The organism is Floridaenema aerugineum BLCC-F46, from assembly GCF_041929345.1.
GTDB lineage: Bacteria > Cyanobacteriota > Cyanobacteriia > Cyanobacteriales > Aerosakkonemataceae > Floridanema > Floridanema aerugineum.
In genome coordinates, this window is the sequence record NZ_JBHFNQ010000028.1 from 1 (window position 1) to 25,253 (window position 25,253).

The following is a 25,253-nucleotide window of genomic DNA, read 5'->3' on the forward strand; positions in this document are numbered from 1 at the left end:
TCTTCTGAAGCTGTTAAGCGATATATTGACTCCCAAAAACGACGCTAATTGTTAAAGGAGGGGGCATCGAACCCCCTCCTTTAACCGTGCTTTCATCCCCACCCACTCTTGGGATGGGGTTTTACGCACGTTCAATAAATACAGCGTAGGGGTAATTCATGAATTACCCCTACGACGGTGAGAGTGTCAAAATTTCAAACTTACTGGGTAATTGGTAAATCTCACCAATCACCGAATTATCTCTCTGGTGAAATTCTCAAATCTTTAATTGCATCAAGGTTCCTGCCAAAAGATAATTGAAGGATTGAGTTGTTCGAGTTGGGCACCCGGATAATAAAAATTGAGAATCTGCCGACTTGACCAACCAAGTCTAGCCAACCCAGAAGCACCAGTTTGACTTAAGCCAACTCCGTGACCAAAACCAGCACCAACAAAAGCATAACCGATCAATTCTTGGTTTTGATTTTTGAGCGGGTCTAAGTAGAAAAAGCTGCTGCGCGGAGGTTTAAAAGCGCTACGGACTTCTTCTTTATGTAATTCGACGACTCCTTTATCGGTGTAGATATTCATTTGCAAAATTCGCCCACTTTGAGCCCGTTCTGTCACCTCCATTTTTTGAATGCTTTGCAAGTTGGCGAGGGGATGTTTTTTCGATTCCAAGTAGTTTTGCAATTGCTGAGTAATATCGGGTAGTTTACTTTCGTAGCGCCAGCGAAATAGCGGTTCCTGTTCTTCGTTGAAACCTTGTTGCAGGCTAATAAATCGGCGGACATTTTCTTCTTTGGTTAAACTATAGCGCGATAAATCCCAAACATTTTTGGTGGTATCGAGTACGGATTGTAAATAAGGTCGATCGGGCCCATTCCACACATCACTAAATCCTGCTGTAATGCCGCCAGTAGTGGAAGAATAAAGGGCATCGACTAACTCATTATTGTAGGTGAGGACTAAACCTCTAGTGGCAGCGATCGCCCGATCGGTATTCGCAGTTGCGCCCTGCAAACCGTAATAAACTTGGCAATGAACATCAGCACAAAGTTCATAACCATCGATCGCAAACCGTCGCAAATTCCGCAGTGCATAAGTTCTGGCAATAATCGCTTGCGCTTCCACTGCTGCATTCGGAGCACCTGCACCTATTTCATAAGGTACAACACCCCGCAAATAAACTTCTAGGGGCACCTGATTTACTACAGTGTAATTGCCGTAAGCATTAGGCTGAATTGTGAGCGAACCATAGTATAACCGGGCAGTACGCGCCGTCTTACCTCTATTTACTCGAACTAAATTTCTTCCTGTCGAAATTTCCACATTTTGGCGATTGTAACCCAACCCATTTACCGCCCAAAACACTTTCGGAACTCGATCGACTACTTTTGTATCTATATAAGCCGTTCGCACACCTTGAGCTTGAATCGTTTGCAGCAACAACCGCCGCACTACAGCAGTGCTGTAAACATCTCGTCTGGCCCAAACTTGCCAACGGTTCGTCGGTTGAGCAATCTCCACGTGAATGCCTCGACTGCGCCATGTATTCGCTGCGTATTCCGCTGTTTCAAAGTTTGGGTGATTGCTTAAGACAACCCGTTCCTGCAAAATTGGTTCGGGTAAAGGCTGCATGGCAATTTGCAGTTGGATTTTCTCTACCGCTAGGGTGGTGGGTCTCATGTTTCCCGCCAGGAAGCGCAGGGTTAAGCGATCGCCCCCAGTCGCCTCCAAGGTAATCTGATCCTGGGGATCTTCCCCAAATCGCTGCACAATCCCCACTTGCAGTTCCACATCATCATTGACTCCCCTTTGTTGGGCCAGTCCAGGTGTCGCCATCCCCATTACACAAGTTACTGTAACTACGACACGGCAACTATTGATTAACCACGCCCAAGCACTTTGCTTAGTGCGCTTCTGCATCTCTTTGACATTACAGGTGCGAGTTTTCATGGCTGTTTTGCGATCGCTCACTTCCGTTTAGATTACCCGATACTTGGTCAAAAAAATACTTGCAATTTAAACTCATAACGACTATGATTTAGTTAAGAGAGAAAACAACCAGCAACCAATCCGATGGTAAGAGTACAGGAAATCCCGCTAAAGGACATACGTCGTCCATTGATTAGGCAAACAGACCCAACCAAAGTCATAAATTTAATGAAATCAATCCAAGAGATTGGTCAACTTGAGCCGATCGATATCTTGGAAGTAGAAGGAAAATACTACGGCTTTTCCGGCTGTCACCGCTACGAAGCCTGCCAAAAACTAGGCAAAGAAACCGTGCTCTGCCGAATCCGCAAAGCACCCGCTTCAGTCTTAAAAATGCACCTAGCTTAGAGTAAGTTTTGAGTTTTGAATTTTGAGTTTTGAGTTGGGAAGAAAGTTTTAACTTAAATAAACTTTCCCCAGTCCACAGTCCTCAGTTTCCAATCCCTATAAATTAAAGGAGAAAACCATGCAAGCCCAAGCACAATCTCTACCCTTGAATATTGGTATTGATGAAGAAGCCCGTCAAGAAATTGCCAGTGGACTTTCGCGCCTGTTAGCCGACACCTACTCACTTTACTTAAAAACACATTACTTTCATTGGAACGTCACAGGGCCAATGTTCACTTCACTGCACGCCATGTTTGAGTTGCAGTACACCGAATTAGCAGCGGCAGTGGATATAATTGCCGAAAGAATCAGATCTTTAGGTGTGTTTGCGCCCGGTTCTTACAGCACCTTTGCCGAGTTAAGCTCAATTCCTGAAACTAAGGATGTACCGAATGCAGAGGAAATGGTACGCTTGCTGGTGGAAGGTAATGAAGCAGTAGCTAAAACTGCTCGTTCTATATTTCCGGCTGCGGAACGTGGCGACGATCAATCTACTCTAGATATGTTGACTCAACGCTTGTCTGTCCATGAAAAAACAGCTTGGATGCTCCGTAGCATTCTCACTAATCAATAAACTCTGCATAATTTAGAGCAGGGGAGCTCTTGAGCAGGGGAGTAGGGGAGATAACTCTCCTTACGAGAAACTTACCCAACTCTCCCTAACTCAAAACTCAAAACTCTCCTTACGAGAAACTCAAAACTTCCCCAACTCTCTCCAACTCAAAACTCTCTCACTTAAAACTCAAAACTTTCCCAAGAATGAATCAGTCTCCGCTTCCAGACTACACCGATCGGCTGCAACAACAAATGCAGCTAATCGGTGTTTCCAGTTTTAAAGCACTGAGTCAAAAAGCAGCGGTATCCGAACGGCAAATCAAGCGACTGCGACGCGGTGAGGTGATGCAAATGCAAGTAGAGACTATTCTCAAGCTGAGTTCTACTTTGCAAATGCCGCTAAAGGAGTTTTTAGCCGCTTTTTCTGCTTCTCAGTTCCAGTTTACTGAGTCATCAGACAAATCAACAGCACTTGAACAGGAATACCAAAGATTACAAAAGCAACTCGCTCAACAGAAACTTACTTTAGAGCAGGAATTTCAACAAAAAAGCCTGCAAACTTTGGAATCTTGGCTGATACAATGGCCTACAGCAGCTTATCGTGCTCAACAAAACCCCGAAGCGCCAGCGGTGAAATTGTTACCACTGTTACGCCCTGTGGAACAACTTTTGCGAGAATGGGGAGTGGAGGCGATCGCTTCTGTAGGTGCAGAACTACCTTTCGCTCCCCAAGAGCACCAACTTATAGACGGAGTAGCACAACCAGGCGATCCTGTCAAGGTGACTCATGTGGGCTACCGTCAAGGTGACAAACTTCTCTACCGCGCTAAAGTAAAATCTGTTTTTTCTGCAAAGTAGAAGTTAACTAAGCACTCTTTGTGGTAAAGTCAAATGCTGATAGCTTCAGCTTTAGTGTTGAGCTATTACAAAAGAGCGGCTAAATTTGAGCGAAATTTTTAGCTTGGTTATCGTTCCTAAACATTTAGACAAAAACATTTGTTAGACAATATGAATGCTCACCCTGATTTTAAAATTGTTCAACCTAGTGGAATTTTAGATAATCCCAAAGGCACTAAATTCCGGGATGAAATAACTGATTTAATAAATAATGGAGCTAAAGTTATCTTGGTGGATTTTCAAGATGTTACCTTTATGGATAGTTCGGGATTAGGCTCTTTAGTATTAGCATTAAAAACAGTACGTGCTTCGGGAGCCAAGATATTTATTTGCGCGATTAATGACCAAGTGAAGATGTTATTTGAACTCACCAGTATGGATAAAGTTTTTACAATTTTACCCAACCGCGAGGAGTTTATGAATCAATTTGATTCAATAGTTTTAGCAAATTATGATGGCTCACCTAGCGAATAATTAAAAGTTTATTTCTAATATAGATAAGTCATCATCAAAAATTGGTTTTGGGTTAATCGAGCGCACTGCTTGCAAGATTGACTCTAAATTCGACTGACCAAAATTTCTCCTATTGGCTAGTAAATTAATAAATTCATCTAAAGACCAAATACTGCCATTTCGTTGGTGAATTTCATAAATGCCATCACTAAAAATGTAGAGAACACTAGGAGATTCAATTTTACATGACTTATCAGTAAACATCACATCGGGAAACATTCCAATCGGCATACCAGGAGTTTTTAAAGGTTGCACTTGTTGATTATTAGGGGAATTTCCTGAAATCAGGACTGCTGGTGGATGTCCAGCACTAGCATAAGTTAGTTGATGATTGACTTGATTGTAAACCCCGTACCAGATAGTAAAATATTTATCGTTTTGGTAGGCTAATTGGAAAGTTTGGTTTAAAGCACTTAAGACTTCACTGGGGCGATGATAGTTGAGATTAGGAATGGTACGCGATCGCAAAATGTTAAGTACAGAAATAGATGGTAACGTAGCTCTTAATCCATGTCCAGCCGTATCCAACAAATAAATCGCTAAACAATCCGAATCTAACCAAAAATAATCAAAACAATCTCCTCCCAACCGTTGCGAAGGGATAAATACAGACTCAATAGTTACTGGTTTAGTTAAAGATTCTGGTAACAGAGAACGGACATATTCAGCTGCTTCGGCCCATTCCGCTTCCAACATTCGCTTTTGAGTTTGTAAGTCGTGACTAAGTTGGTGTAGTCGTAGCCCCGCCCTTACCCTAGCTTTTAATTCATTGACTTCTATTGGTTTAGAAATGAAATCATCTGCACCAGCATCTAATCCTCTGACTCGATCCTCGATCGATCCCAAAGAAGTTAGTAAAATAAAAAACGTAGTGGAAAGTGCTTTGTCAGCTTTTACCCGCCGACAAACTTCAATCCCATCTAACCGAGGCATCATCCAATCACAAATAATTAGGGCTGGATGTAATTGCTTTGCTTGTTCTAAACCAGATTCACCATCGCTGGCTACTGCTACATCGTAACCTTGTTTTTTCAGCAACCTTGTCAGTATTAGCTGAACAGCCGGATCGTCATCAACTACGAGAATTTGAAACATGGACTAAGAATGATACTATTGCTTTAATATAGAATCCTTGACCAAAGTTATCCAAAATTTTTGTCTGAGTTGGGGAGATGCCAATTTAAGATAATACCACTAGCAGGAGGTCAACTAGAGGATACCCTGTAATTATACATAAAATTACCAATTTAATTGGAAAATTGGCTCGGTGTAAGCTAAATTAGTGACGGGAAATTTTCTTGAAGCTAAGGGTTTGGTGAAATTGTCAACTTTAAGCAAAAATTGCCTGCAACTGAAAACTGATTTAAAAGCTTTAACCGCTCTTCTGATTTGGTTCGATCGGTTATATAATTCCGTAATTCCGAGAGAAGTGTGGTTGCGCTGTCAACTTGCTTTGGCGGAAGTTTTTACTAATGCGGTGCGTCACGCGCATAAGAATCAATCTCCTGAAGTGCCGATTGACATTGAAGTTACACTCACAGAAAACTCTGTAGAAATGCGAGTTTGGGATTATGGTTCCCCCTTTGATTTGAAGGAAAAACTCAAAATCATGCCTGTGAATCAGGAAAATGATTCTGGCGGGGGAAGGGGTTTACGGTTATTAGAAGCTATAGCAGATCATCTCAGTTATACACGCAGTAGTGACGATCGCAATTGCTTACTAATGATCAAATATTACGGTAATGAAGACAAAGGATCGAGCCAGTGAGAAATTACAAGTTTTAACTGATTGAGCTCGCGATAAACTTCTTGTTTAAACCATTGTCCGATCGCATCAAAAGGAGTAAACACCTGTCCTGTTTGCCAATTAATATCTTGTCCTAAAGGTGTTAAGTGACTACCTTTTAATGTTCTGGCAAATACCATATCGGCAAAGAGTTTTTGTAACATTTCGGTTAAGGCTGGAGTTTGGTCAATCGTATCATCGGCGAATCTAATTAATAAATTACGTCGGACTTGGTAGCCTCTCAGGATAATATTTTTAGTTTCTAGAGGCGAGGGGGTAAATTCAACATTGAAAGAGTTAGTCAAATTTAATTGCTGGACTAGGGGAATGGCATCTCTAGCAGCATAGTTATTGAAGGAAATTAAAATATTACCAGCCCTGTCTACAGGGAATAGGCTACCAATTAATAAGTGTAATTTGCAACCCATACTATGCCCAATCCCATAAATGGGGAGATATCCTTGGCGCAGTAATCCTCGACGGCGCAATTGTTCTAAAGTGCGCTCGAAATTTAGCAGCACATCTTTAGCGATCGCAGCATGATCTAAAGTATTGACAAAAGGTGTAGCTATTACTAGATAGCCCTGTTTTCCCAAGTATTCTAATAATAAACGATAGGTGATTTGCGGCGCAGCTGCGACAAATGCACCACCTAAGAAATGTACGATCGCGATCGGACGTTTGGGAATCAGCACCCAGTTACCAGAAAATTCTTGCCAGTCCATACCCAGAAAAGGTAGTTAACACTTCTTTATATTAATGCTACGACACCGAATTTGCCGCCAATGTCGAAAATAGATGTTAATCTATTCGTAGATAAATTTTCTGCCTACCCATGAATAAAGATGCTTGAGTTAGCATTTGCCGTTATAGCTGTTATTGCTGCTATTTACGGCTTTCAATTAGCAATAAAGCTGATTTCACCTCTATTGCGGTTACTATTCGCATTAGTACTTGGTGTTACCTTGTTTTTGGCAAATATTCTGTTAATTGTTGTTCTCACTCAATGGTTGATCTGGTTTGTGTTTTATCCACTTCTGAAAAATCACTTTAATTGGTTGGCTTTCAGTATATCTCAATTATTCATAGTTATAACTCTTACTGGTATTGTAGCATTATTTCTAGTTATTGTATTTGGCAGGTCATCAAGCTTTAAGCAGTATGGAGCATTGGCTGCGATCGTCAATACTCTCATACCAATACTTGTAAATTTATCTATCTATCATATAGATTATAAACATAGAACACCTAGTTTAACAGAACCGAAGCTTGATTTCTTTTTCGCTCTTTTCACTCTATCTGTCTATTTGACCTTTATTAATATATCCACGTACTTATTTTATGGTTATGACAAATTCCGCGCTTGGATTTTTCCCAAACATGAAAATTATGGAGATCCTGAACTTCCCCCTTTAAATCACTGGGGACAAAAACTAGCGCGTTGGGTTGAGCGATTCGCACCTTGGGTAAAAACATCAAGAGTGCCTGAGTGGGTTTTACATTGGCACTCAATTTGTGGAGGAACTTTAGGAGCTTTCCTTGGTCAAAAATATTTTAGGCACAAAACTAGTAAGAGTTCATTTCAATTAGTGTATAGGATAACTGCACTAACTCAGATAGTTTTGCTTGTAGCTACTTTCTTCCTGATTCAAAGGATTTAAAATTTGTTTGATACGTTTTATTTGATCCAGATGATTTGTATAACTTTGTATGTAAACTCACAATTTGCCACTTTCATCAGAGATAGTGCGTTTTCTCACGGCATGGAATTAAAAAATACTTCGTATGCTAATATTCTTAAAATAAATTAATATCTTTTAAAAAAAGTTGTTGGTAATTTATTTTAACACCTAATAATATTTCTATTAAGCAACATAGCTTGACAGTAAATACTAAGGCGAGATTATGCTGGTAGAATAGGGCGCATTTGATGACACGCCAATCAGACAAAAGATCAAAGCGTGTAAATTTTGATCTGACTAGGTAAAAAATTTAAATATTAAGATAAAAATTTCCCATATATTTGCAGGAGCAAAGCCAGATGAAGCCAAAAAGAGTCAGTAAAGAAAATGTATTAAAAATCACAGATTTTCCGAAGGGAAAAATGCTAAACAAGAAAGAAGATGCGCTACAAGCTTACGCTGTTTCTGTAGCAAAGCACAAATATAGTGAAGAATTAATTAGGCAAACCATAAAAGAATTAGCAGACATCAAATTTGCATTAGATCGAGCAGCGATCGTAGGAATAACCGACGCAAAGGGAATCATCACTTATGTTAATGATACCTTTTGTGAAATTTCTAAATATTCGCCAGAAGATCTGATTGGAAAAGATCACCGAATCGTCAATTCTGGTTGTCACAGGAAAGAATTTTTCCGGCAAATGTGGTCAACTATTAGCGCCGGAAAAACCTGGAAAGGGGAAGTAAAGAACAAAGCGAAAGATGGAAGTTATTATTGGGTAGATACTACCATTGTACCCTTTTTAAATGAAGCAGGAAAACCAGTACAGTATTTGTCAATTCGATTTGAGATTACCGAACGCAAGGAAGCGGAGGAAGCGCTAAAGCGATCGCAAGCAGAATTAAGAGAAAAAGCCGAACAGTTGGAACAAGCAATGAATCAACTAAAACAAACCCAATCCCAACTAGTTCAAGCCGAAAAAATGTCATCTCTCGGACAATTAGTAGCTGGTGTCGCCCACGAAATTAATAATCCAATTAACTTTATTTATGGCAATTTGACTCACATCAACGAATATGCCAAAAGCCTATTTCACATTTTCGATCTATATCAACAATACTATCCCGATCCCGTACCGGAAATTAAAGCGGAAATAGAGTCACAAGAGTTAGATTTCGTAGCTGAAGATTTGCCAAAATTGCTAGATTCGATGAATTTGGGAACAAATCGCATCCTGCAAGTAATTGTTAGCTTGCGAAACTTTTCTCGCCTAGACGAAGCACAGAAGAAAGAAGTCAATTTACACGAAGGGATTGATAGTACGCTGCTAATTTTGCAAAATAGGTTGAAAGCAAGAGGAAAATATCCAGGGGTTGAAGTTATAAAAGAATATGGCAAATTGCCCTTGGTGGAGTGTTATCCAGGGCAACTTAATCAGGTATTTATGAATATAATTAGTAATGCGATCGATGCAGTTGCATCTCGCTTCACTAACGATGCTTTAGAAATCGAAACTGGCAAATTAATCACCAAGGATGGGAACGATCGCCAATCCTCTTTACTAAAACCAAAGATTTCCATTTCTACTGAAGTAGTGGGGAAACAATGGGTGAGAATTGCGATCGCAGATAACGGAATCGGGATGACAGAACAGGTAAGCCAAAAAGTATTCGATCCCTTTTTTACTACCAAACCTATAGGTTCTGGAACAGGACTTGGTTTGTCAATCAGCTATCAAATTGTAGTAGAAAAACACGGGGGAAAAATAACTTGTATTTCCACACCCAAACAAGGAACCAAATTCACCATTGAAATCCCAATTCAGCAGTCTAAATAAAGTACAAGGTACGTTGTTGCGCTTTAGCGCTAAAGCGCAACAACGTACCGATTAACTAGCAAACCTAGCTAACAACTCCTCACGAGATAATTGCAGCAATAATACTGTTGTAAATTCCTCTGGCGATAACTCCAACAAAGGCTGAACAATTCCCGATAATTCCTCATCCAAATCACCAAATCGCACACGCAAGAAATTTTCTATGATAGTGCGGCGTTCCATCCTTGCGCCTCGCTGTAAACCTTGCTGCAAACCTCGTTCTTCACCTTCCTGTAAAGCTTCTTCTCGCCATTGCAAAAGTAGTGGTGATAATTCCATAACTAACTCCTGATCTTCGATCTCGATATCTTTACTTGTTTGAATGGTTGCTTGCAAATTAACTAATAATAAGAGAGCGTTTGCACGTAAGGGATGATTCGGTAGAAGCGCACCTATTTCCTTAATAGCTTGTTTTTGTACACTTCCTTTACCTAAAAGTCTCAACCATAAAGTTTCTTCCCTGCACGGTAACTCGTGAATTGCCACAATTCCTGTCTTTAAGTATTCTCCCAAAAAGTAAACTCCAGGGAGCCAGTTCTTTGGGTTTTGTTCAGCTTTGAATCCATTTAAAACCGTTGCCGAAACAGTAGGCGAAAGAATCCACAACCAAGGTAAATCAGCTTCCTCAAGGCGGCTGTTTTCCCGCTGCCGCTGACGTTGTAAATTAGCGTGGATGTCAAATAGTTTACCCAGAGAACCGCGAATTTGGTAGGGGTTTATCTCATTGCGGAAGGGTTCAAAAATGGATGGGGTACTGGCGAGTTGTCCCAACAATCCTAACACTTTGGCATCGCCTCTTCTTTCTAATGGGTAAGGTGTGAACCATATATCTATTTCTTGCACTTCCCCAGGAACATCTCGGCTGGTTTCTACGTCCCCAAGAGGAGCCAACAATTCTTTTAGATAATCTTTGGCAAATTGATCGTAAACAAGTGTCGTCATTTATCGTCATGTTAACAACTGAAGTTTATTATCAACCCAGATTCCACATAACAGCAATTAGTATAAATATTTACCAGTATATTCCAGGAAATATTGTATACAAAAATTGGGAAAACTAAGTTGAGAAATAAATAATTATGTAATAAAGGACAGGTGGAAATAAAATCTAAAAAGGCGATCGAGCTTACCTTCCATCTACTGACTTTAGAGTGCGGAATGTGGGCGATCTAGGCGGTTTTCTTGTAAAGTTACGGAAAAGATGATAAGGTTCCGAAAATCCGATCGTCGAGCGAAAGGATGATTTATGTTACGAAAAAATGATAATCTCCAAAAAGGATGATAATCTAGAGAAAATATGATATGCTAAAAAAAATTAACCAAAGGGAATACCCTGAAGTTAACTTTCATAAGTAAGTTGAGTCCAGTGTGCATCAGTGAAATGGGGTGAGCTTTTGATGGTCATTTAGATCTCAGTTCCTCCTATAAGCTTCCTAATTTTTGCTTTAAATGTAGCAGAGGAAGTAAATTCAAGGAGATCGTGTATCAAAATTTGAAACATTGACCTAACGGTAGTACTCCATGCAAAATGACTCATCTTTGTTAACTTTGGAATGCCAAAATCGGGAACGGCACAAACGGAATCGGAAACGCTCTAAGCGACGTAGTATATACTGTCCTATTCATGCTTGCTATCTCGATAGTGTGAGCCAAAAACATCTACTTTTTGCCAGTCAGATTAGTGAACTTCGACAACGTGGTATTTCGCGAAAAAATGCTCTACTGTTGATTGCTGAGCGAACAGCAGTGCAATTGGACAAAGAGTGGTTAGAAGCTTTTTGGTGTGAGCATTGCCAGCAAAGCAAATGGTACTATATTCGCAAAGTAGATACCTCTTATGAGGTTTCAGTTGCACCTCCTGAATTATGGCAGTCAGTAACTGGTGTCATCGACCCATACGGTAATCCCTCTGTCAGCCAATTTACGAAAAGACAATCTCGAATGGCGAAGTAAAGGTAGTCGCTTAATCTATTAGGCAACTTAATTTCTGTATGGTTATATGGCAACATCCGCTGACAATCCCCTGATTTCAAAGAGGGGAGATTTGACGCTCCGGGGCTTGAAGGCATGAGGATTCTTGGTTCATCGACACTCCATAAGAATATACAGAAGAATACCTAGAAAAATTAGCTAAAGAAAAAAATTTTTTAAATTATCTTATTATATTTGCCCATGAGAAATTTGATTCTAAATCCACCAATTCTAATTATCTTAATAGGCATTTTTATTGTTTACTTTTTTTTATTACTTCGTTTGGCTAGGATAGAAAAGATAGCCGTAATTTTTGAGAAAGTTACTATTGTTTTATTTTTATTAGTTTTAGTTAACCCCACAATACCTCCTCTAGTCTATCTTCAACCGGATGCACTTGCTGGTCGCGACAAAAGTTTTATATCAGCAATTGTTCAGTTAGCAATATATGGCTTTTTCATAGTTTTATCTAAACCATTATTTCGGGATTTTTCCCAAAGCTTATTTTATCTGTTCAAAGATCCTTTTTTAGCAGCTTTACTATTAATTTCATTTTTGTCCAGCCTATTGTCAGAAACCCCTTTAGTCTCTCTTAGGTTTGCTACAGTACAATTTTTTATCAGTTTGTTTGCTGCTCAAATTGCTCGAAAAAATGACTGGGATGCACTAGGAAAATATGCTAGATGGATGTGTTTTGTGGCAGCAATTCTAAGTATTTTCACTGCTTTAGCTATGCCTTCAAAAGGCATCGGCATAGAAGATACTCCTCCCTTCGCAGTTCGTTGGGTAGGCATTTTCCCATTTCCAATTAAATTAGGAACAGGTATGGCTTTTAGTATTACGCTCTGGCTCAATTACTATTTATATGAAAAGAGCTTATTGAGCATTGGTGTAATTGCTCTCTCATTTTTTCTGTTAGTAAAAGCCGTTTCTGCACAAGCATTCTTTACCCTAATTGTACTTTTAGGCTTTCTCTTTGTGCTTAATTTCATCAAAAAGTTTCATCCAAAACAGTCTTTATTGATAGTGATGCTGCTAATTTTTGTCTCTGTCTTTGGCTATATAGTAGTGACTACAAATCTAGAAGCGATTTTTGGAGTTTTTGGTAAAGATACAACCCTGACAGGTCGAACAGAATTTTGGCCTCAAATGCTTGATGCAATTGCCAAACGTCCGATATTAGGTTATGGAGTACAAGGATTTTGGCAATCTTGGCGAGGAGACGAAAATCCGGCTGGACATATTAGAGCAGTTCGGGGATTTATTCCGCCGAATGGTCACAATGGGTTTCTAGATTTAGCTTTGGAAACGGGCTATCTTGGATTAGCACTGTTTTTAGTTTCAATGATGCTAAATTTGGTTCTGGCATTTAAATTTTGGGTGCGATCGAAATCCGCTGAATCAGTATTTCCATTGCTAATAATTCTATATGTCATCATGTCAAACGTTTCAGAAACTCAGCTTTTCCTGGCAAATTACATCTGGTTCTTCTATGTTATTATTGCAGTTAGATTAAACTTGGGAATGGTAAAACAGCCTTCATTAAGTGCCATTTTATAGCAAGCGATCGTTATAATAATTGCTAACTTATAGCAAAAACTCAATGCTTACTAAGATTCTAAAAATTCAGCAAAAACTAAGCCCAAATTTTCGTAAGGTCATCGCCAACATATTTTGGTTGATGGCTGATAATGTCCTACGTCTGGGCATTGGGTTGATTGTAGGGGTTTGGGTGGCTCGCTATTTAGGCCCTCAACAATTTGGACTGCTTAACTACTCAGTTGCTTTTGTGGGTTTATTCAGCGTTTTTGCTAAATTAGGACTTGACAGTATTGCAATTCGTGAACTTGTGAGAAATGTTGCCTCTGGAAATGAGATTTTAGGTACAACATTTATCCTCAAGCTGGTCGGAGGAATTATATCCTTTCTGCTGGCAATAGCTACTATTCTTTTAATACGAACTGACGATCCAGAAAGTCTATGGGTCACAGGTATTATTGCTCTTAGTTTAATTTTTCAGATATTTGATGGGATCAATTTGTGGTTTCAATCCCAGGTGCAATCGAAGTATGTTGTTTATGCTAAAAATGGTGCATATATTCTAGCTAATGCTATTAAAATTTTATTAATTCAAGCAAAAGCACCGTTGATCTTTTTTGCGGTCATAACTTTGGGAGAAGTTGTTTTCAGCGCCCTTGGTTTAGTCATTGTTTACCGTCTCACTGGACATTTATTTAAAACCTGGAAGTTTAACTTTCCTTTGGCAAGGGATTTATTAAAGGAAAGTTGGCCTAATATTCTCACTGGTTTTTCGATCGCAATTTATATGCGAGTTGACCAGTTGATGTTAGGTAGCATGATTGGGGATGAAGCAGTAGGGATTTATTCAGTGGGTGTCAGACTCGCAGAAATTTGGTATTTCGTGCCCGTTGCCATCTCAAGTTCTGTGAACCCAGCTATTATTCAAGCCAAGCAGGAAGGAGAAGAAAGTTACTATCGCCGGATTCAGAAAGCATTAAATCTTGTAGTGGTTTTGGGTTATGCTCTTGGTATCGGGACAGCATTTTTAGCAAAGCCAATAATTACACTGTTATACGGTGCAAAATTTATTGATGCAAGTGCAGTATTAAGTATTTATATATGGGCTGGAGTTTTTGTATCTTTAGGACTAATTAGAGCTATCTGGATAACGACTGAAGGTATGTTCCGCTTTGGCTCTCTAACAACATTTATGGGTGCTGGAATGAATATTTTGCTTAATTTTTTGTTGATTCCACGTTATGAAGGAACAGGAGCAGCCATTGCTACCGTTATTTCCTATGGTTTTTCCGACTATTTAGTTCTTCTAATTTACCCACCGAGTCGAAAAATAGGTTGGGCGATGACAAGAGCTTTGGCGCTTGATTTTATAATTAGTAAATTGCCTTTCTTCAGAAGAGAAGACTAATTATTTCTGTAATTCATACCTATTAGATATCAAAAAGAATCTCCATTATGATTGAACACCCATTTAATGTTCCAATAGCAGTAATTATCTTCAAGCGTCCAGATAAAACCAAACAATTACTCGAAATTATTCGACAGGTTCAACCAAGTCAATTATTTGTAATTGCTGATGCTCCTCGCCATGACCAGCCTGGGGAATTAGAGCTATGCAAGGCTACCCAGATGATTTTCGACAATATTGATTGGGATTGTCAGGTTTACAGAAATTACGCTCAAGAGAATTTGGGTTGCGGATTCCGCCCTGCAAGTGGAATTAGTTGGGTTTTTGACCATGTGGAAGAGGCTATTATTCTGGAGGATGACTGTATGCCAGATCTCAGCTTCTTTCAATTTTGCCAAGAACTATTGGAGAAGTATCGTGATGACCAACGAATTATGCACATCACTGGTAATAGTTATTGTGTTATGGATGAGCAGCAACCCTACAGTTACATATTTTCCCGCTACATTTCTTCCTGGGGATGGGCAACTTGGCGACGGGCATGGCAGTATTACGATTTTGATATGAAGAAATGGGACGAGATCCGAAAGACAAATTTTTTATGGGATATCTTAAATGGCGATCGCCATGCAATTAAGAACTGGCAAACTATTCTTGACACTGTTTATGAAAAACATGATGATTGTTGGGATTATCAGTGGATGTTTACTTGCTGGTTACAAGGGGGATTAAGCATTATTCCAACGGTTAATTTGGTATCAAATATAGGAGATGATGGTACTCATACAACGATTGATAATCAACCTTATCTTCTTAGACCTGCTCAAGCAATAGAATTTCCGCTCAAACATCCGATCGCAATGGTTAGAAATACAAAAATCGATCGGCAAATTCAAAATGATTTGTATGATTGGTATCCTCCTCTGTGGCAGAAAGTGCAACAACGTCTCAAGAGAATTTTTAAGAAAGTACCTCAGACTATTTAGAATTTTTATGAGGATAAAAAGGTCGTTAATGGAGTTTTTATGCAACCCCTGAAAATATTAATTATTCCTGGTGCTAATGCCATGCGGAATCCTATGTGTGGTAATTGGATTAATGGGCTGAAGCGGTTGGGGCATTCTGTAGTTACCCTGTACTGGGAAAATCAAAAATTAACTAATCAGCAGTTGCGTGACTGGGGAATTGATGATGGTGCTCATGTTTTTCAGTTCTTTGGCGAGTTATCAGACTCATTACGTCAAACAATTGTCTCTACTTTGGGAGGACAACCTGATATTTTATTCTGCTGGGAATCAATCCCCCCACTCAAGATTCTGCCAAAATTGACTCCGCTTTTCCCAACTGCAAAAGCAATTTTACTGATTGATAGTTATCCCAATGCACCTCATTTACTGACTGAACTATTACATATTCTACGTTATCGAAAGAGCGATCGATTAATTGATGGCTACATCTTCTATTCAAATGCTATGCGAGATGCCTTTTGTCAGCACATCCCTAGAGCGCTGAAAAAGCCATACTTGTTGATGGTTCATCCTTTCTTTGAATCTGCGTTCTACTCTAAAGAGGTCAGTCTTACTGAAGATTTGCAGCTGAAAAGGTTTGATGATAAACCGCATATTATCTTCACAGGAAATGCTCTTAAGCTCTGGAGTCGTCGCTATGATAATTATGCCAAGGATGCGCTGGGTGAGTTTTTAGCATTATTAGCATCCAAGGATGTTCATGTTTTTGTCAACCCAGTTGCTGATTTAAAGGGAATTAAGGGATTGCATCATTATCCTAATTTTTCTAATGCCAATATCCTCAATGGTCTATTCGCTAATTATATTTCCCAATTTGATGCTCATCTTATAGTCTATAGAGAGTATAATGGTACAAATCGTCGGCGCTCTGCTAGGAGTTTGTCTACACGATTCGCATTTTCTCTAACATCTACCTGCCCGATTATCGTCAGTCAAACCAGCCAGTTCGTCCATGAATATTGGGGAGACAAACCCTTTGGTTTCATGTTTAAAGATGTGGATGACCTCGTTGAGTCGTTACATAATTCACAGAAATTGAGTGTGTTGCGATCGAACATGGAACAGGTTCATCGATCGTTTTCCTTTGAAGCGCAGATCGATCGCATTCATCAACTATTTAAAGAAGTTATCTCAATGGAGCAATTCATCTCCCGTTAACCCTAGCGGGTGTAACGGGAGATGAATTGCGACCAAAAATTCAAATTGAGCGTAGCGAATCAATATAATTTGACATCGCTATTATCCCAGGCTACACTATTAACAATTCCCGAATCAATAGAGTGATGCTAACAGCTTTTAAGGTAAGACTATACCCGAACAAAGAGCAACAAGCAGCCCTGATCCAAAACTTTGGTTGTTGTCGCTTCGTTTGGAATTATTACCTAAACAAAAGCAACACTCAATATCAGGAAACAGGAAAAGGATTAAGCTATTGTGACATGGCGACGGATTTGACGCAGCTAAAAAAGCAAGAAGAGTTCTTGTGGTTAAAAGATGCGTCATCTTCGGCATTACAGCAATCACTGAATAACCTAGAAGTAGCATTTAAGAACTTCTTTGAACATCGGGCTAAATTCCCGAAGTTCAAAAGTAGACATAAGAAGCAATCGCTCAGATATCCAGCAGGTTGCTCAATCAAAGGTAATGGCATTCAACTCCCTAAACTGGGAATTGTGAAAGCAGTAATCTCTAAAAAGATAAGCGGCAAAATAAAGTCCGTGACTGTCTCAAAGGACAGCACAGATAAATATTTTGCCGCTATTTTGTTGGAAGTTGAAGATGTTTTAACTAACAAAGAGGGAAAGATTTCAGGGATTGATTTAGGTCTTAGCTCCCTCGTCACGGTGTTTGATGGGGAGACAACTTATAAAGTTGACCCGATTAAGCCTACTAGAAAATACGCCAAGCGATTAAGGTGTAGGCAGAAATCATTGTCTCGGAAAAAGCTTGGCTCTAGTAACCGGAAGAAACAGGTTAAGAGAGTAGCTAAGGTTCATCAAAAAATCGCAAATACTAGACAAGATTTCCGACCTAATCTCTCCCATCAGTTAGTGAGTGAAAACCAAACTCTTGTAGTAGAAAACCTTTGTATAAAGGGACTAGCTCGAACTAAATTAGCTAAATCTGTATTAGATGCTGGATTTGGGACGCTAGTTAATTTCTTGGGCTACAAACTGGAAAGAGTTGGCGGAATTATTGTAGAAGTTGACAGACTCTTCCCCAGCACTAAACTTTGTCATTGCTGTAAATACAAAAATGATTCTCTCACCCTAAAAGATAGAAAATGGGTTTGTCCGAAATGTCAAACCCATCACGACAGAGATGACAATGCGGCGAAGAATTTGCGGGAAGAAGGTATCAGGATTCTGTCAACAAATACGGTAGGGCATACCGAATTTCAAGCTTGTGGAGAGACAGTAAGACTCACTAGCAATTCTGCTAGAAAGCGTGTTTCTAAGAAACAAGAATCTCCCGGTAAGCTACGCTGTACCGGGAGAGTGTCAAGGCAGTAAGCCCATAGCCTAAGAACTATCGTAGGAGCGAGAATAGAAAGGTTGAAAACAGTTTTAGTTACAGGTGTAACAGGTTTCATTGGGCGATACGTGGCTCGGCAATTTTCTGAGGAGGGATGGAAAGTCGTTGGCTTGGGGACTCGTCCGGCTGAAAATGCCCCCATGCAGTATTTATCCTTTTATCAGCCCTTGTTACTACCTTCAAATGCTCTAGCTGATTTAGTTCAACAAATTCAGCCTGATGTCTGTATTCATTGTGCAGCAAGAGCCTCGGTTGGTCTTTCAGTCACCGAGCCAGACCAGGATTTCCAAGCTAGTGTTGACGTTACTTTTAATGTCGTCAATACTTTACGGCTCCATGCACCCCAGTGTAGACTGATCTACGTTTCCAGTGCGGCTGTCTATGGTAATCCCAAGACATTACCCATTAGTGAAAGCCAAAAGCCCCAACCTATTTCTCCCTACGGTTTTCATCGGCTGATGAGCGAACAGATTTGTGCGGAATTTTTTCAGATTTATGGCTTGCCAACCTCGATTGTACGAATTTTTTCTGCTTACGGCCCTGGATTAAGGCGACAAGTACTTTGGGATATGTGTTATAAGGCATTGACCCAACCAATCTTGAAATTGCAGGGTACTGGTAATGAAAGCCGCGATTTTATTCATGTTCGAGATATCGCCAAAGCGCTTTATTTTCTGGCTGAACAAGCTCCCTGTCAAGCAGAGGTCTACAATTTAGCCAGAGGTATTGAGACAACGATTAAAGAACTAGCAGACATGGTGCTCGAACATATAGAGCGAAAAATTCCCATAGAGTTTGATGGAATTATTCGATCGGGCGATCCACTAAATTGGAAAGCCGATGTGTCAAGTCTGACACAGATCGGTTTTTCGCCTGAAGTAAACTTACAACGGGGTATCAGTGTGTATGCTCAATGGTGTCGTGCTGAGGTGATGGGATGGTAAAACCGCCAAGGATGGGAATCCTTTCAAGTTTTCTTTCAATCGAAATCGAATGATGACAGAACTGTTTTTACGACAAAGAAGGCATTATAGCTAACTTTCAATAAACTTAAACTTACTGAGAGAGAAGATTGCCTATGTTGCACGCTACGACTCCAGATCCATTAATGTTGGGGTCAAGTTATGGGCAATATCAATCGCTTGCTCTTTCTTCATTCCACGAATACAAATCGCAATATGGTTTTTTTGTTAAGCAAGTTAGGCAGTTTATGGAGGAATTACTTTGATTAATGCCAACTTATCTTTAGGTCTCAAAAGCTGGTTAAAAAGGTTCCCAATGATTCAGGGAATTAAGAGTGGCTAATTCTTTTTGAATCTAGCGACTACATATTACCTAATCTTTGTGCGGCAAAATAAATATCACATACGAACTTGAAAAAAGGATGGTTGAAAATTCCATGAAAATTCTAAACTTGACAACAGCAATTCCCAGTAAATATGGCACAGGAGCAGATATTGCATCCCAGCATTTTATTAATGCGATGAAATCATTGGGACATTCTGTTTCTGTGGTTGGCTATCGACGTTGGGGCGATACTCACCCATATAGCGAGGGTACGATCGAAGTGGGAACACGCCATATTGAAACAAGAGCAGCTGGTTATTATCCCCTAATTTGGGGTGCGATCGCTCTAGTTCACCAACTACCTTATACATCTGCTAAGTATTATTCAAAGCAGTATATTCAAAATGTTAGAGCGTTGCTATCTAGAGATCGCTATGATGTAGTAATCCTAGAACATTCATCCCAACTTTATTGGCTGAAATCTGCCCTGAAAAATCACAGTCATATAGCAGTTTTAGCCCATAACTTAGAGCATCAAATTTACGAGGAACGGCTCAAGGATTCCTCAAATCCTCTGGGACAGAAAGTGTATCAGCGCGAGGCGCGATTAGTTAAACAAATTGAGGATGAGCTTGCTGTAACCAGTAAAGCAATTTGGGCTTTGAGTCCGAATGATGCAAATTACTTTATGCAGCCCGGTAAAGCAGCTAGTGTACGAGTATTTGAATTACCTAGTAGCGCTGCTGTGCCGATCAATCCAAACTATCCGAAAACATACGATATTGGCATGATTGGTAGTTGGATCTGGAAACCTAACATGGATGGATTAAATTATTTCTTCGATCGGGTTTATCCCCTTCTACCACCCCATCTATCCATTCGAGTTGCTGGACGAGGTGCAGAATGGTTAAAAGACAAATATCCCAATGTGGAGTATCTAGGGTTTGTGGAAGATGCTGAAAAATTTCTTGCCCAAGCGAAGGCAATAGCGATTTCTTCGATTCGAGGTAGTGGTGTCCAGATCAAAACTCTAGAAGCGATCGGACTGGGTAAACCTGTTGTAGCCACACCCTTTGCTCTACGTGGAATCAAGACTTTACCGACAACGGTGCAAGCAGCTGAATCACCAGAACTATTTGCCGAATATTTACACTCAGCTATCAATAAGTCTGTCACCCCTGACGATCTAGAATCAGTCAAAGCTTGGGTGCAAAATCGACACAGCCAATTTCTGCATAGTGTAGAAACAGCATTAGAGACTCTGGTTAACTAGGATTGAAGAACTATGCAGCCAACAAACATTGCCGTCCTCCTGACCTGCTACAATCGGCGCGAAAAAACCCTACCATGCTTGCAAGCTCTATACCAACAGAGCCTGACCACCGGAATCGCATTGAAACCCTACCTGGTTGATGATGCTAGCACCGATGGAACGGCAGAGGCAGTAGAGCAGGAATATCCTGAAGTTCATTTGATTCGAGGAACAGGAAGCTTGTTCTGGAATGGGGGGATGAGATTAGCCTTTGCCGCTGCACAGGTAGAAGATCCTGACTTTTACCTCTGGTTAAATGACGATACCGTGCTTTACCCCCATGCCCTGAAGACCTTGCTCGATGTTTTTACCCAACTAGCTAGTCAAGGACAGGATAAGGCGATCGTCGTTGGTTCTACTCTCGATCCTGAAACCAATATACCTAGCTACGGTGGGTTGAAGCAGACTTACTGGTGGCATCCCGTAAAGTTTCACCACATCCATTCCGACCCCAACCAACCACTTCTGTGTGATACTTTACATGGAAACTGTGTTTTGGTTCCGCGTGCCGTTGCCACCAAGGTGGGAAACTTCAGTCCAGAATACACCCACAACTTAGGGGACTACGATTATGGACTCAGAGCAAGGCGAAAAGGTTGCTCTGTGTGGATGGCACCGGGTTACTTGGGAACTTGCGCTGCCAATCTCCCCAGTAGTCGGATGATCGAAGCTGAACTGGCTCAAGCTAACTGGAATCAGGTCGATCGCCCTAAAGGATTACCCTTAGAAGATGTCACTTTGCATTCATTTCAGGAATGGAAAGCATTCTGCCGTGAACATGGCGGAGCTTTCTGGTTTTTCTACTGGTTATTACCCTACCGTAGATTATTCTGGTTAATGTTAACCAAACATTTATCCTTTGAAATGTCTGTTAGTTGATACATATCCCAATTTATGTCACTGTGGAAAGACTACTTCCCTGTGAGTCTTTCCATTTTAGTTCCTTGATCTGCCTTTTCCTCCCCGGATAAATCCTCAAACATTAGCAGCGGAACTAATCCACATTCAGATCCTCCACTTCCCCTGACACAGTTACCTAGCCAATAACGATTATTATTATAATTGGGCCGATCTACAGATATATCTCACTTGTTATGCGTACTTAATTTAATTCAAAACCAAGATGGATAGACAGCCAGATTCTTTGCCAACACTGACCAAAACAAACGGTAAATCGCCCTACCCTCCAATGCAGAATGCTGATGCTACTGACACTGAGGAGGAAAAGTGGGACTTAGGTTGGCTGGTAGCCGTCACCCGCCGTCGGGCGCTATTGATGGCAGGAGTTGTAGTGGGAACAACCCTGTTAGCTGGAGGACTATTCTTATTTTTAACGAGGTTAACCCTCCCTGAATATGAGGGGAAGTTTCAACTCCTGGTTGAACCAATTACTACGGAAGAACAACTGGCGCGTTCTTCTACCCGTGCTCAGGGTTCAGATGTTGACATACAAAGAATTAATATTGAACAGTCCAACCTGGATTACGAGTCACAAATTCGGATTCTGGAAAGTCCCAAGCTATTGGATAGTTTGATTAGCCAGGTACGCCAACGATATCCAGATATAACCTATGAAACCTTAATCAAAAACTTAAAGATTTCGCGAATCACCAGCCTGTCATTAGATAAGAAAGAACAAGGCACGAAACTGATTGAGGTTCGCTACCAGGACACCGATCCGGAGAAAGTCAAATTTATCCTTGATAAGTTGTCCCAGATTTATCTAAATTACAGCCTGAAGGAACGACAATCTACAATTCGACGCGGCATTGAATTCATTGACACTCAGCTTCCCCCTCTGCGCCAACGGGTTGATTCCCTGCAACAACAAATTCAAGCTCTCAGGCAACGCTACAACATTTCCGATCCCGAACAACAGGGTAAACAGTTGATCGAAACCATTGGGCGATTAGATCAACTCAAAGCGGAAAACCAAACCCAGCTTGCAGAAGCACAAGCCAAACGCGATGCCCTGGTACGATTATTACAGAATGCCCACCCCCAGACGGTTTTGGGCAATCAACCTCTTTTGGGCGAAAAAAGCTATTATGAGGAATTATTAAAACAGTACCAGCAAGTTCAGAGTCAAATTGCTTTAGAATCTTCTCGGCTCCTACCAGAAAACCCAGCAATCCAGGAGCTATTGGAGAAACGGAAAAATCTGCAAAACCTTTTGAAACAAGAGGCAAATCGAGTTATAGAAACGGCAACGGACTCGATTACTGTTGCACAAGCGCGTCGTCAGGCAATTAACCAGGCGGAGGCAGAAACGAATCAGAAAATTCGACAGTTGTCTGGGATTACCCGCCAGTATAGTGATTTGCAGCGCGAGTTGCTCTTGGCAATTGATAGTCTTAATAAGTTTGCGGCTCGCCAGGAGGCATTGCAGATTGACGCGGCTCAGCAAGAAATTCCTTGGGAGTTAACCATTCCCCCAAGATTAGAACTTGATAGCTTAGGTCAACCTCTTAAGGTCAACAGTGTTAGTAAGGTTCGGTTTTTGGCATTAATTTTTGTACTGGCGGTGTTGTTGGGTGTGGGAGTAGGATTCCTGGTGGATATCAGCCAGGATTTGTTGTACACCACAGATGATGTTAAACGAGCCACCCGTTTGCGATTGTTGGGGGTGATTCCCCATAACAAATCCCGGTTTCTGGCGGTTTCAGTTCCAGCAAAAGAGGCTTTTCGATCGCTGTCGAAAAATTTACGCCTCCTGAGCAAAAACCACACTCCACTCCGTTCTCTGACTATCACCTCAGCCGAAGAAGGAGATGGCAAATCGACCATCGCTCTACATCTGGCAATGACCGCAGCTGCAATGGGGCAGCGGGTGTTACTAGTTGATGCCGATCTTCGCCATCCCAAAATTCACGAACTATTAAACTTGCCCAAGCAGCCAGGATTCACTAACCTGCTTCAAAGCGACCAAGATATACAAAGCTTACTCCAATCGCCTCCCGAGTGCCCTAACCTGATGGTTTTGACTGCCGGAAATCCTGCTTTTGACCTGGTAGAGCTTTTCACCGCTAATCGAGTCGAGCCTCTGTTCCAAAAACTGCACACAATGTTCGATCTGGTGATTTTCGATACGCCGCCCCTGTTGAGATTGGCAGATACGGGGTTAGTGGCGGCTCAATGCGATAGTTTAGCTCTGGTGGTGCGCTTAGGCAAAACCAGTCGTCCATCTGTCCTGGCAACCCTGGAGGAGTTAAAATTTTCCTCTACAGCTGTGGTGGGGGTGATTGCCAATGATGCACCCGAAACGGCATCCTTGACTCACAGCCATTACCATCTCGCCGGCAAGTCCTGATAGACAAGAATTGGCTAATTTAATCAAGCTCCCAATGGCAGGAAAACTAATGTCCGTTGTCGATGTCACGACAATTCTATGAACGCAAACATTCCATTGTTATTAACTGCCCTGTTGTCCCTGACTATGCTACAGGGAACCAAACTGTCCGCTCTCTCCAGTTCACTTGTCAGCGATCGTCCGCGAGTTGCGATCGTACAGAACAAGTTTGGCAAGTCCGTGCGTGCCGCAGATGGCACAGTGCTGCGAGGTGGGGCAGCCTGGGTGTATCAATACGGGCGAAAGACAGGTGCTACGAACTACATCAACGATGCTGCCTATTGGAAGGCTATACAGGACAAAGGACTCAACGCAGTACGCCTCATTGCATTCGACCCCTGGCAACGCGCCCACGGCGACCCCGCCCAATATCCCAATGGTTATGAACACGCGGATTTGCAGAAGCCAGAAGATGTCGCCGCGCTTTTGAAAGACATAGACACAGTGGTGGATATGGCCTCGCGTCACGGCTTGTATGTGCTGATTAATTACCATGATGTGGGCGGCTACCGCGACCCAGACCGGAAAAAACAGGGCAGTTATGGCCCGACTATACACTACATCACCCGCTTTTGGAGTTTAGTTGCACCGCGTTATGCCAACCGCACTCATGTCTTCTATGAGTTAACCAACGAGCCAGTGCAATGGTATCCCCAAGATTACAAAGACGAACACCTGCGGGATTTCAAGGTACTCTACGACCTGGTGCGGCGTTACGCGCCCCAGACGCATATCGTGCTGCTCTCCTTTGCCAACACTCACTCTGATAACCCCAATGTTTCTATGCTCACCGTTGCCCGACGGCTCAAAGTACTTGGAGTGAACTTTACAAACGCCTCAGTCGGCTTCCATCCCTACAACACTGGTGGCACGAGTGCGCCGATTCTCGCCTTGATGAAAGAGTTTCCAGTCATCAATACGGAGCAGAATTTTCCTGACAACTTTGGCGTAGTTACAGATGGTGATTCGGATTCTCTGGATGGGGAGTTACTTGGAGTGCAGACAATGGAACGCTTGGGCGTTAGTTGGTTCCACTGGAAGATAGATGGTCCAAAAAATCTGAAGAATAATCTAGAGAAACTGCGGCAAGACGCACAAGAAAAGGGTTATCTCTGGCGGCTGGTATCACCGCTTCGGCGGTAGGTATGTT

Annotated in this window: 22 protein-coding genes; 18 read left to right on the top strand and 4 right to left on the bottom strand. The window is 41.3% G+C overall.

What is annotated here, in order from left to right; translation table 11 throughout:
* Positions 1–273: 273 nt before the first annotated feature.
* Positions 274–1,908 (bottom strand): SpoIID/LytB domain-containing protein, encoded by a 1,635-nt coding sequence (locus ACE1CC_RS03100; RefSeq protein WP_459563790.1) that lies wholly within the window; start codon positions 1,906–1,908, stop codon positions 274–276.
* Between the two features lie 153 nt (positions 1,909–2,061).
* Between ACE1CC_RS03100 and ACE1CC_RS03105 the strand changes: the two genes are divergently transcribed.
* The 4 genes from ACE1CC_RS03105 to ACE1CC_RS03120 all read left to right on the top strand — a co-directional run bounded on the left by ACE1CC_RS03105 (position 2,062) and on the right by ACE1CC_RS03120 (position 4,290).
* A complete protein-coding gene (locus ACE1CC_RS03105) occupies positions 2,062–2,325 on the top strand; it encodes a ParB N-terminal domain-containing protein (protein ID WP_413267530.1) in 264 nt (87 codons plus the stop codon).
* A 118-nt stretch (positions 2,326–2,443) separates the two neighbouring features.
* Positions 2,444–2,938, top strand: a complete 495-nt coding sequence (locus ACE1CC_RS03110) for a Dps family protein (protein WP_413269013.1) — start codon at positions 2,444–2,446, stop codon at positions 2,936–2,938.
* Between the two features lie 185 nt (positions 2,939–3,123).
* Positions 3,124–3,777, top strand: coding sequence for a helix-turn-helix domain-containing protein (locus ACE1CC_RS03115; protein WP_413269014.1), 654 nt, complete (start codon positions 3,124–3,126; stop codon positions 3,775–3,777).
* A gap of 150 nt (positions 3,778–3,927) precedes the next feature.
* Positions 3,928–4,290, top strand: a complete 363-nt coding sequence (locus ACE1CC_RS03120; protein WP_413269015.1) for an STAS domain-containing protein — start codon at positions 3,928–3,930, stop codon at positions 4,288–4,290.
* Here ACE1CC_RS03120 and ACE1CC_RS03125 read toward each other — a convergent pair whose 3' ends face one another.
* Positions 4,291–5,424: a PP2C family protein-serine/threonine phosphatase gene (locus ACE1CC_RS03125; RefSeq protein WP_413269016.1), complete on the bottom strand. Its 1,134-nt coding sequence runs from the start codon at positions 5,422–5,424 to the stop codon at positions 4,291–4,293.
* A gap of 187 nt (positions 5,425–5,611) precedes the next feature.
* On the opposite strand from ACE1CC_RS03125, the gene ACE1CC_RS03130 reads away from it, so the two are divergent.
* On the top strand, positions 5,612–6,097 hold the full coding sequence (locus ACE1CC_RS03130) for an ATP-binding protein (RefSeq protein WP_413269017.1): 486 nt from the start codon (positions 5,612–5,614) through the stop codon (positions 6,095–6,097).
* Here ACE1CC_RS03130 and ACE1CC_RS03135 read toward each other — a convergent pair.
* Complete coding sequence (locus tag ACE1CC_RS03135; protein WP_413269018.1) at positions 6,064–6,840, bottom strand: DUF1350 family protein; 777 nt, start codon at positions 6,838–6,840, stop codon at positions 6,064–6,066. The two genes, ACE1CC_RS03130 and ACE1CC_RS03135, sit on opposite strands and share 34 nt — an antisense overlap.
* Positions 6,841–6,960: 120 nt before the next feature.
* Between ACE1CC_RS03135 and ACE1CC_RS03140 the strand changes: the two genes are divergently transcribed.
* Both ACE1CC_RS03140 and ACE1CC_RS03145 read left to right on the top strand, forming a co-directional pair.
* Positions 6,961–7,776: a DUF1294 domain-containing protein gene (locus ACE1CC_RS03140; RefSeq protein ID WP_413269019.1), complete on the top strand. Its 816-nt coding sequence runs from the start codon at positions 6,961–6,963 to the stop codon at positions 7,774–7,776.
* A 380-nt stretch (positions 7,777–8,156) separates the two neighbouring features.
* The gene (locus tag ACE1CC_RS03145; protein WP_413269020.1) at positions 8,157–9,635 is read left to right on the top strand and encodes a PAS domain-containing sensor histidine kinase; all 1,479 of its coding nucleotides are present in this window, start codon (positions 8,157–8,159) and stop codon (positions 9,633–9,635) included.
* Positions 9,636–9,686: 51 nt separating this feature from the next.
* Here the strand turns inward: ACE1CC_RS03145 and ACE1CC_RS03150 are convergent, their stop codons facing one another.
* Positions 9,687–10,616, bottom strand: a complete 930-nt coding sequence (locus ACE1CC_RS03150; RefSeq protein ID WP_413269021.1) for a hypothetical protein — start codon at positions 10,614–10,616, stop codon at positions 9,687–9,689.
* A gap of 579 nt (positions 10,617–11,195) precedes the next feature.
* Between ACE1CC_RS03150 and ACE1CC_RS03155 the strand changes: the two genes are divergently transcribed.
* From ACE1CC_RS03155 to ACE1CC_RS03205, 11 genes are all read left to right on the top strand, one after another.
* Positions 11,196–11,627 carry a hypothetical protein gene (locus ACE1CC_RS03155; RefSeq protein WP_413269022.1) on the top strand — a complete coding sequence of 144 codons (432 nt, stop codon included), beginning with the start codon at positions 11,196–11,198 and terminating at the stop codon, positions 11,625–11,627.
* A gap of 219 nt (positions 11,628–11,846) precedes the next feature.
* Complete coding sequence (locus tag ACE1CC_RS03160) at positions 11,847–13,205, top strand: O-antigen ligase family protein (RefSeq protein WP_413269023.1); 1,359 nt, start codon at positions 11,847–11,849, stop codon at positions 13,203–13,205.
* Between the two features lie 43 nt (positions 13,206–13,248).
* The gene (locus tag ACE1CC_RS03165; protein ID WP_413269024.1) at positions 13,249–14,592 is read left to right on the top strand and encodes a flippase; all 1,344 of its coding nucleotides are present in this window, start codon (positions 13,249–13,251) and stop codon (positions 14,590–14,592) included.
* A 47-nt stretch (positions 14,593–14,639) separates the two neighbouring features.
* Entirely contained in the window at positions 14,640–15,578 is a 939-nt protein-coding gene (locus tag ACE1CC_RS03170; RefSeq protein ID WP_413269025.1) for a glycosyltransferase family 2 protein, read from the top strand.
* 39 nt (positions 15,579–15,617) lie between these two features.
* The gene (locus ACE1CC_RS03175) at positions 15,618–16,778 is read left to right on the top strand and encodes a hypothetical protein (RefSeq protein WP_413269026.1); all 1,161 of its coding nucleotides are present in this window, start codon (positions 15,618–15,620) and stop codon (positions 16,776–16,778) included.
* A 125-nt stretch (positions 16,779–16,903) separates the two neighbouring features.
* Positions 16,904–18,133, top strand: coding sequence for an RNA-guided endonuclease InsQ/TnpB family protein (locus ACE1CC_RS03180; protein WP_413269027.1), 1,230 nt, complete (start codon positions 16,904–16,906; stop codon positions 18,131–18,133).
* Between the two features lie 42 nt (positions 18,134–18,175).
* On the top strand, positions 18,176–19,099 hold the full coding sequence (locus ACE1CC_RS03185) for an NAD-dependent epimerase/dehydratase family protein (RefSeq protein WP_413269028.1): 924 nt from the start codon (positions 18,176–18,178) through the stop codon (positions 19,097–19,099).
* A gap of 455 nt (positions 19,100–19,554) precedes the next feature.
* The gene (locus ACE1CC_RS03190) at positions 19,555–20,715 is read left to right on the top strand and encodes a glycosyltransferase (RefSeq protein WP_413269029.1); all 1,161 of its coding nucleotides are present in this window, start codon (positions 19,555–19,557) and stop codon (positions 20,713–20,715) included.
* Positions 20,716–20,727: 12 nt separating this feature from the next.
* The gene (locus ACE1CC_RS03195) at positions 20,728–21,633 is read left to right on the top strand and encodes a glycosyltransferase family 2 protein (protein ID WP_413269030.1); all 906 of its coding nucleotides are present in this window, start codon (positions 20,728–20,730) and stop codon (positions 21,631–21,633) included.
* A gap of 244 nt (positions 21,634–21,877) precedes the next feature.
* Complete coding sequence (locus ACE1CC_RS03200) at positions 21,878–24,064, top strand: GumC family protein (RefSeq protein ID WP_413269031.1); 2,187 nt, start codon at positions 21,878–21,880, stop codon at positions 24,062–24,064.
* Between the two features lie 78 nt (positions 24,065–24,142).
* Entirely contained in the window at positions 24,143–25,246 is a 1,104-nt protein-coding gene (locus tag ACE1CC_RS03205; RefSeq protein ID WP_413269032.1) for a glycoside hydrolase family 5 protein, read from the top strand.
* Positions 25,247–25,253 lie beyond the last annotated feature (7 nt).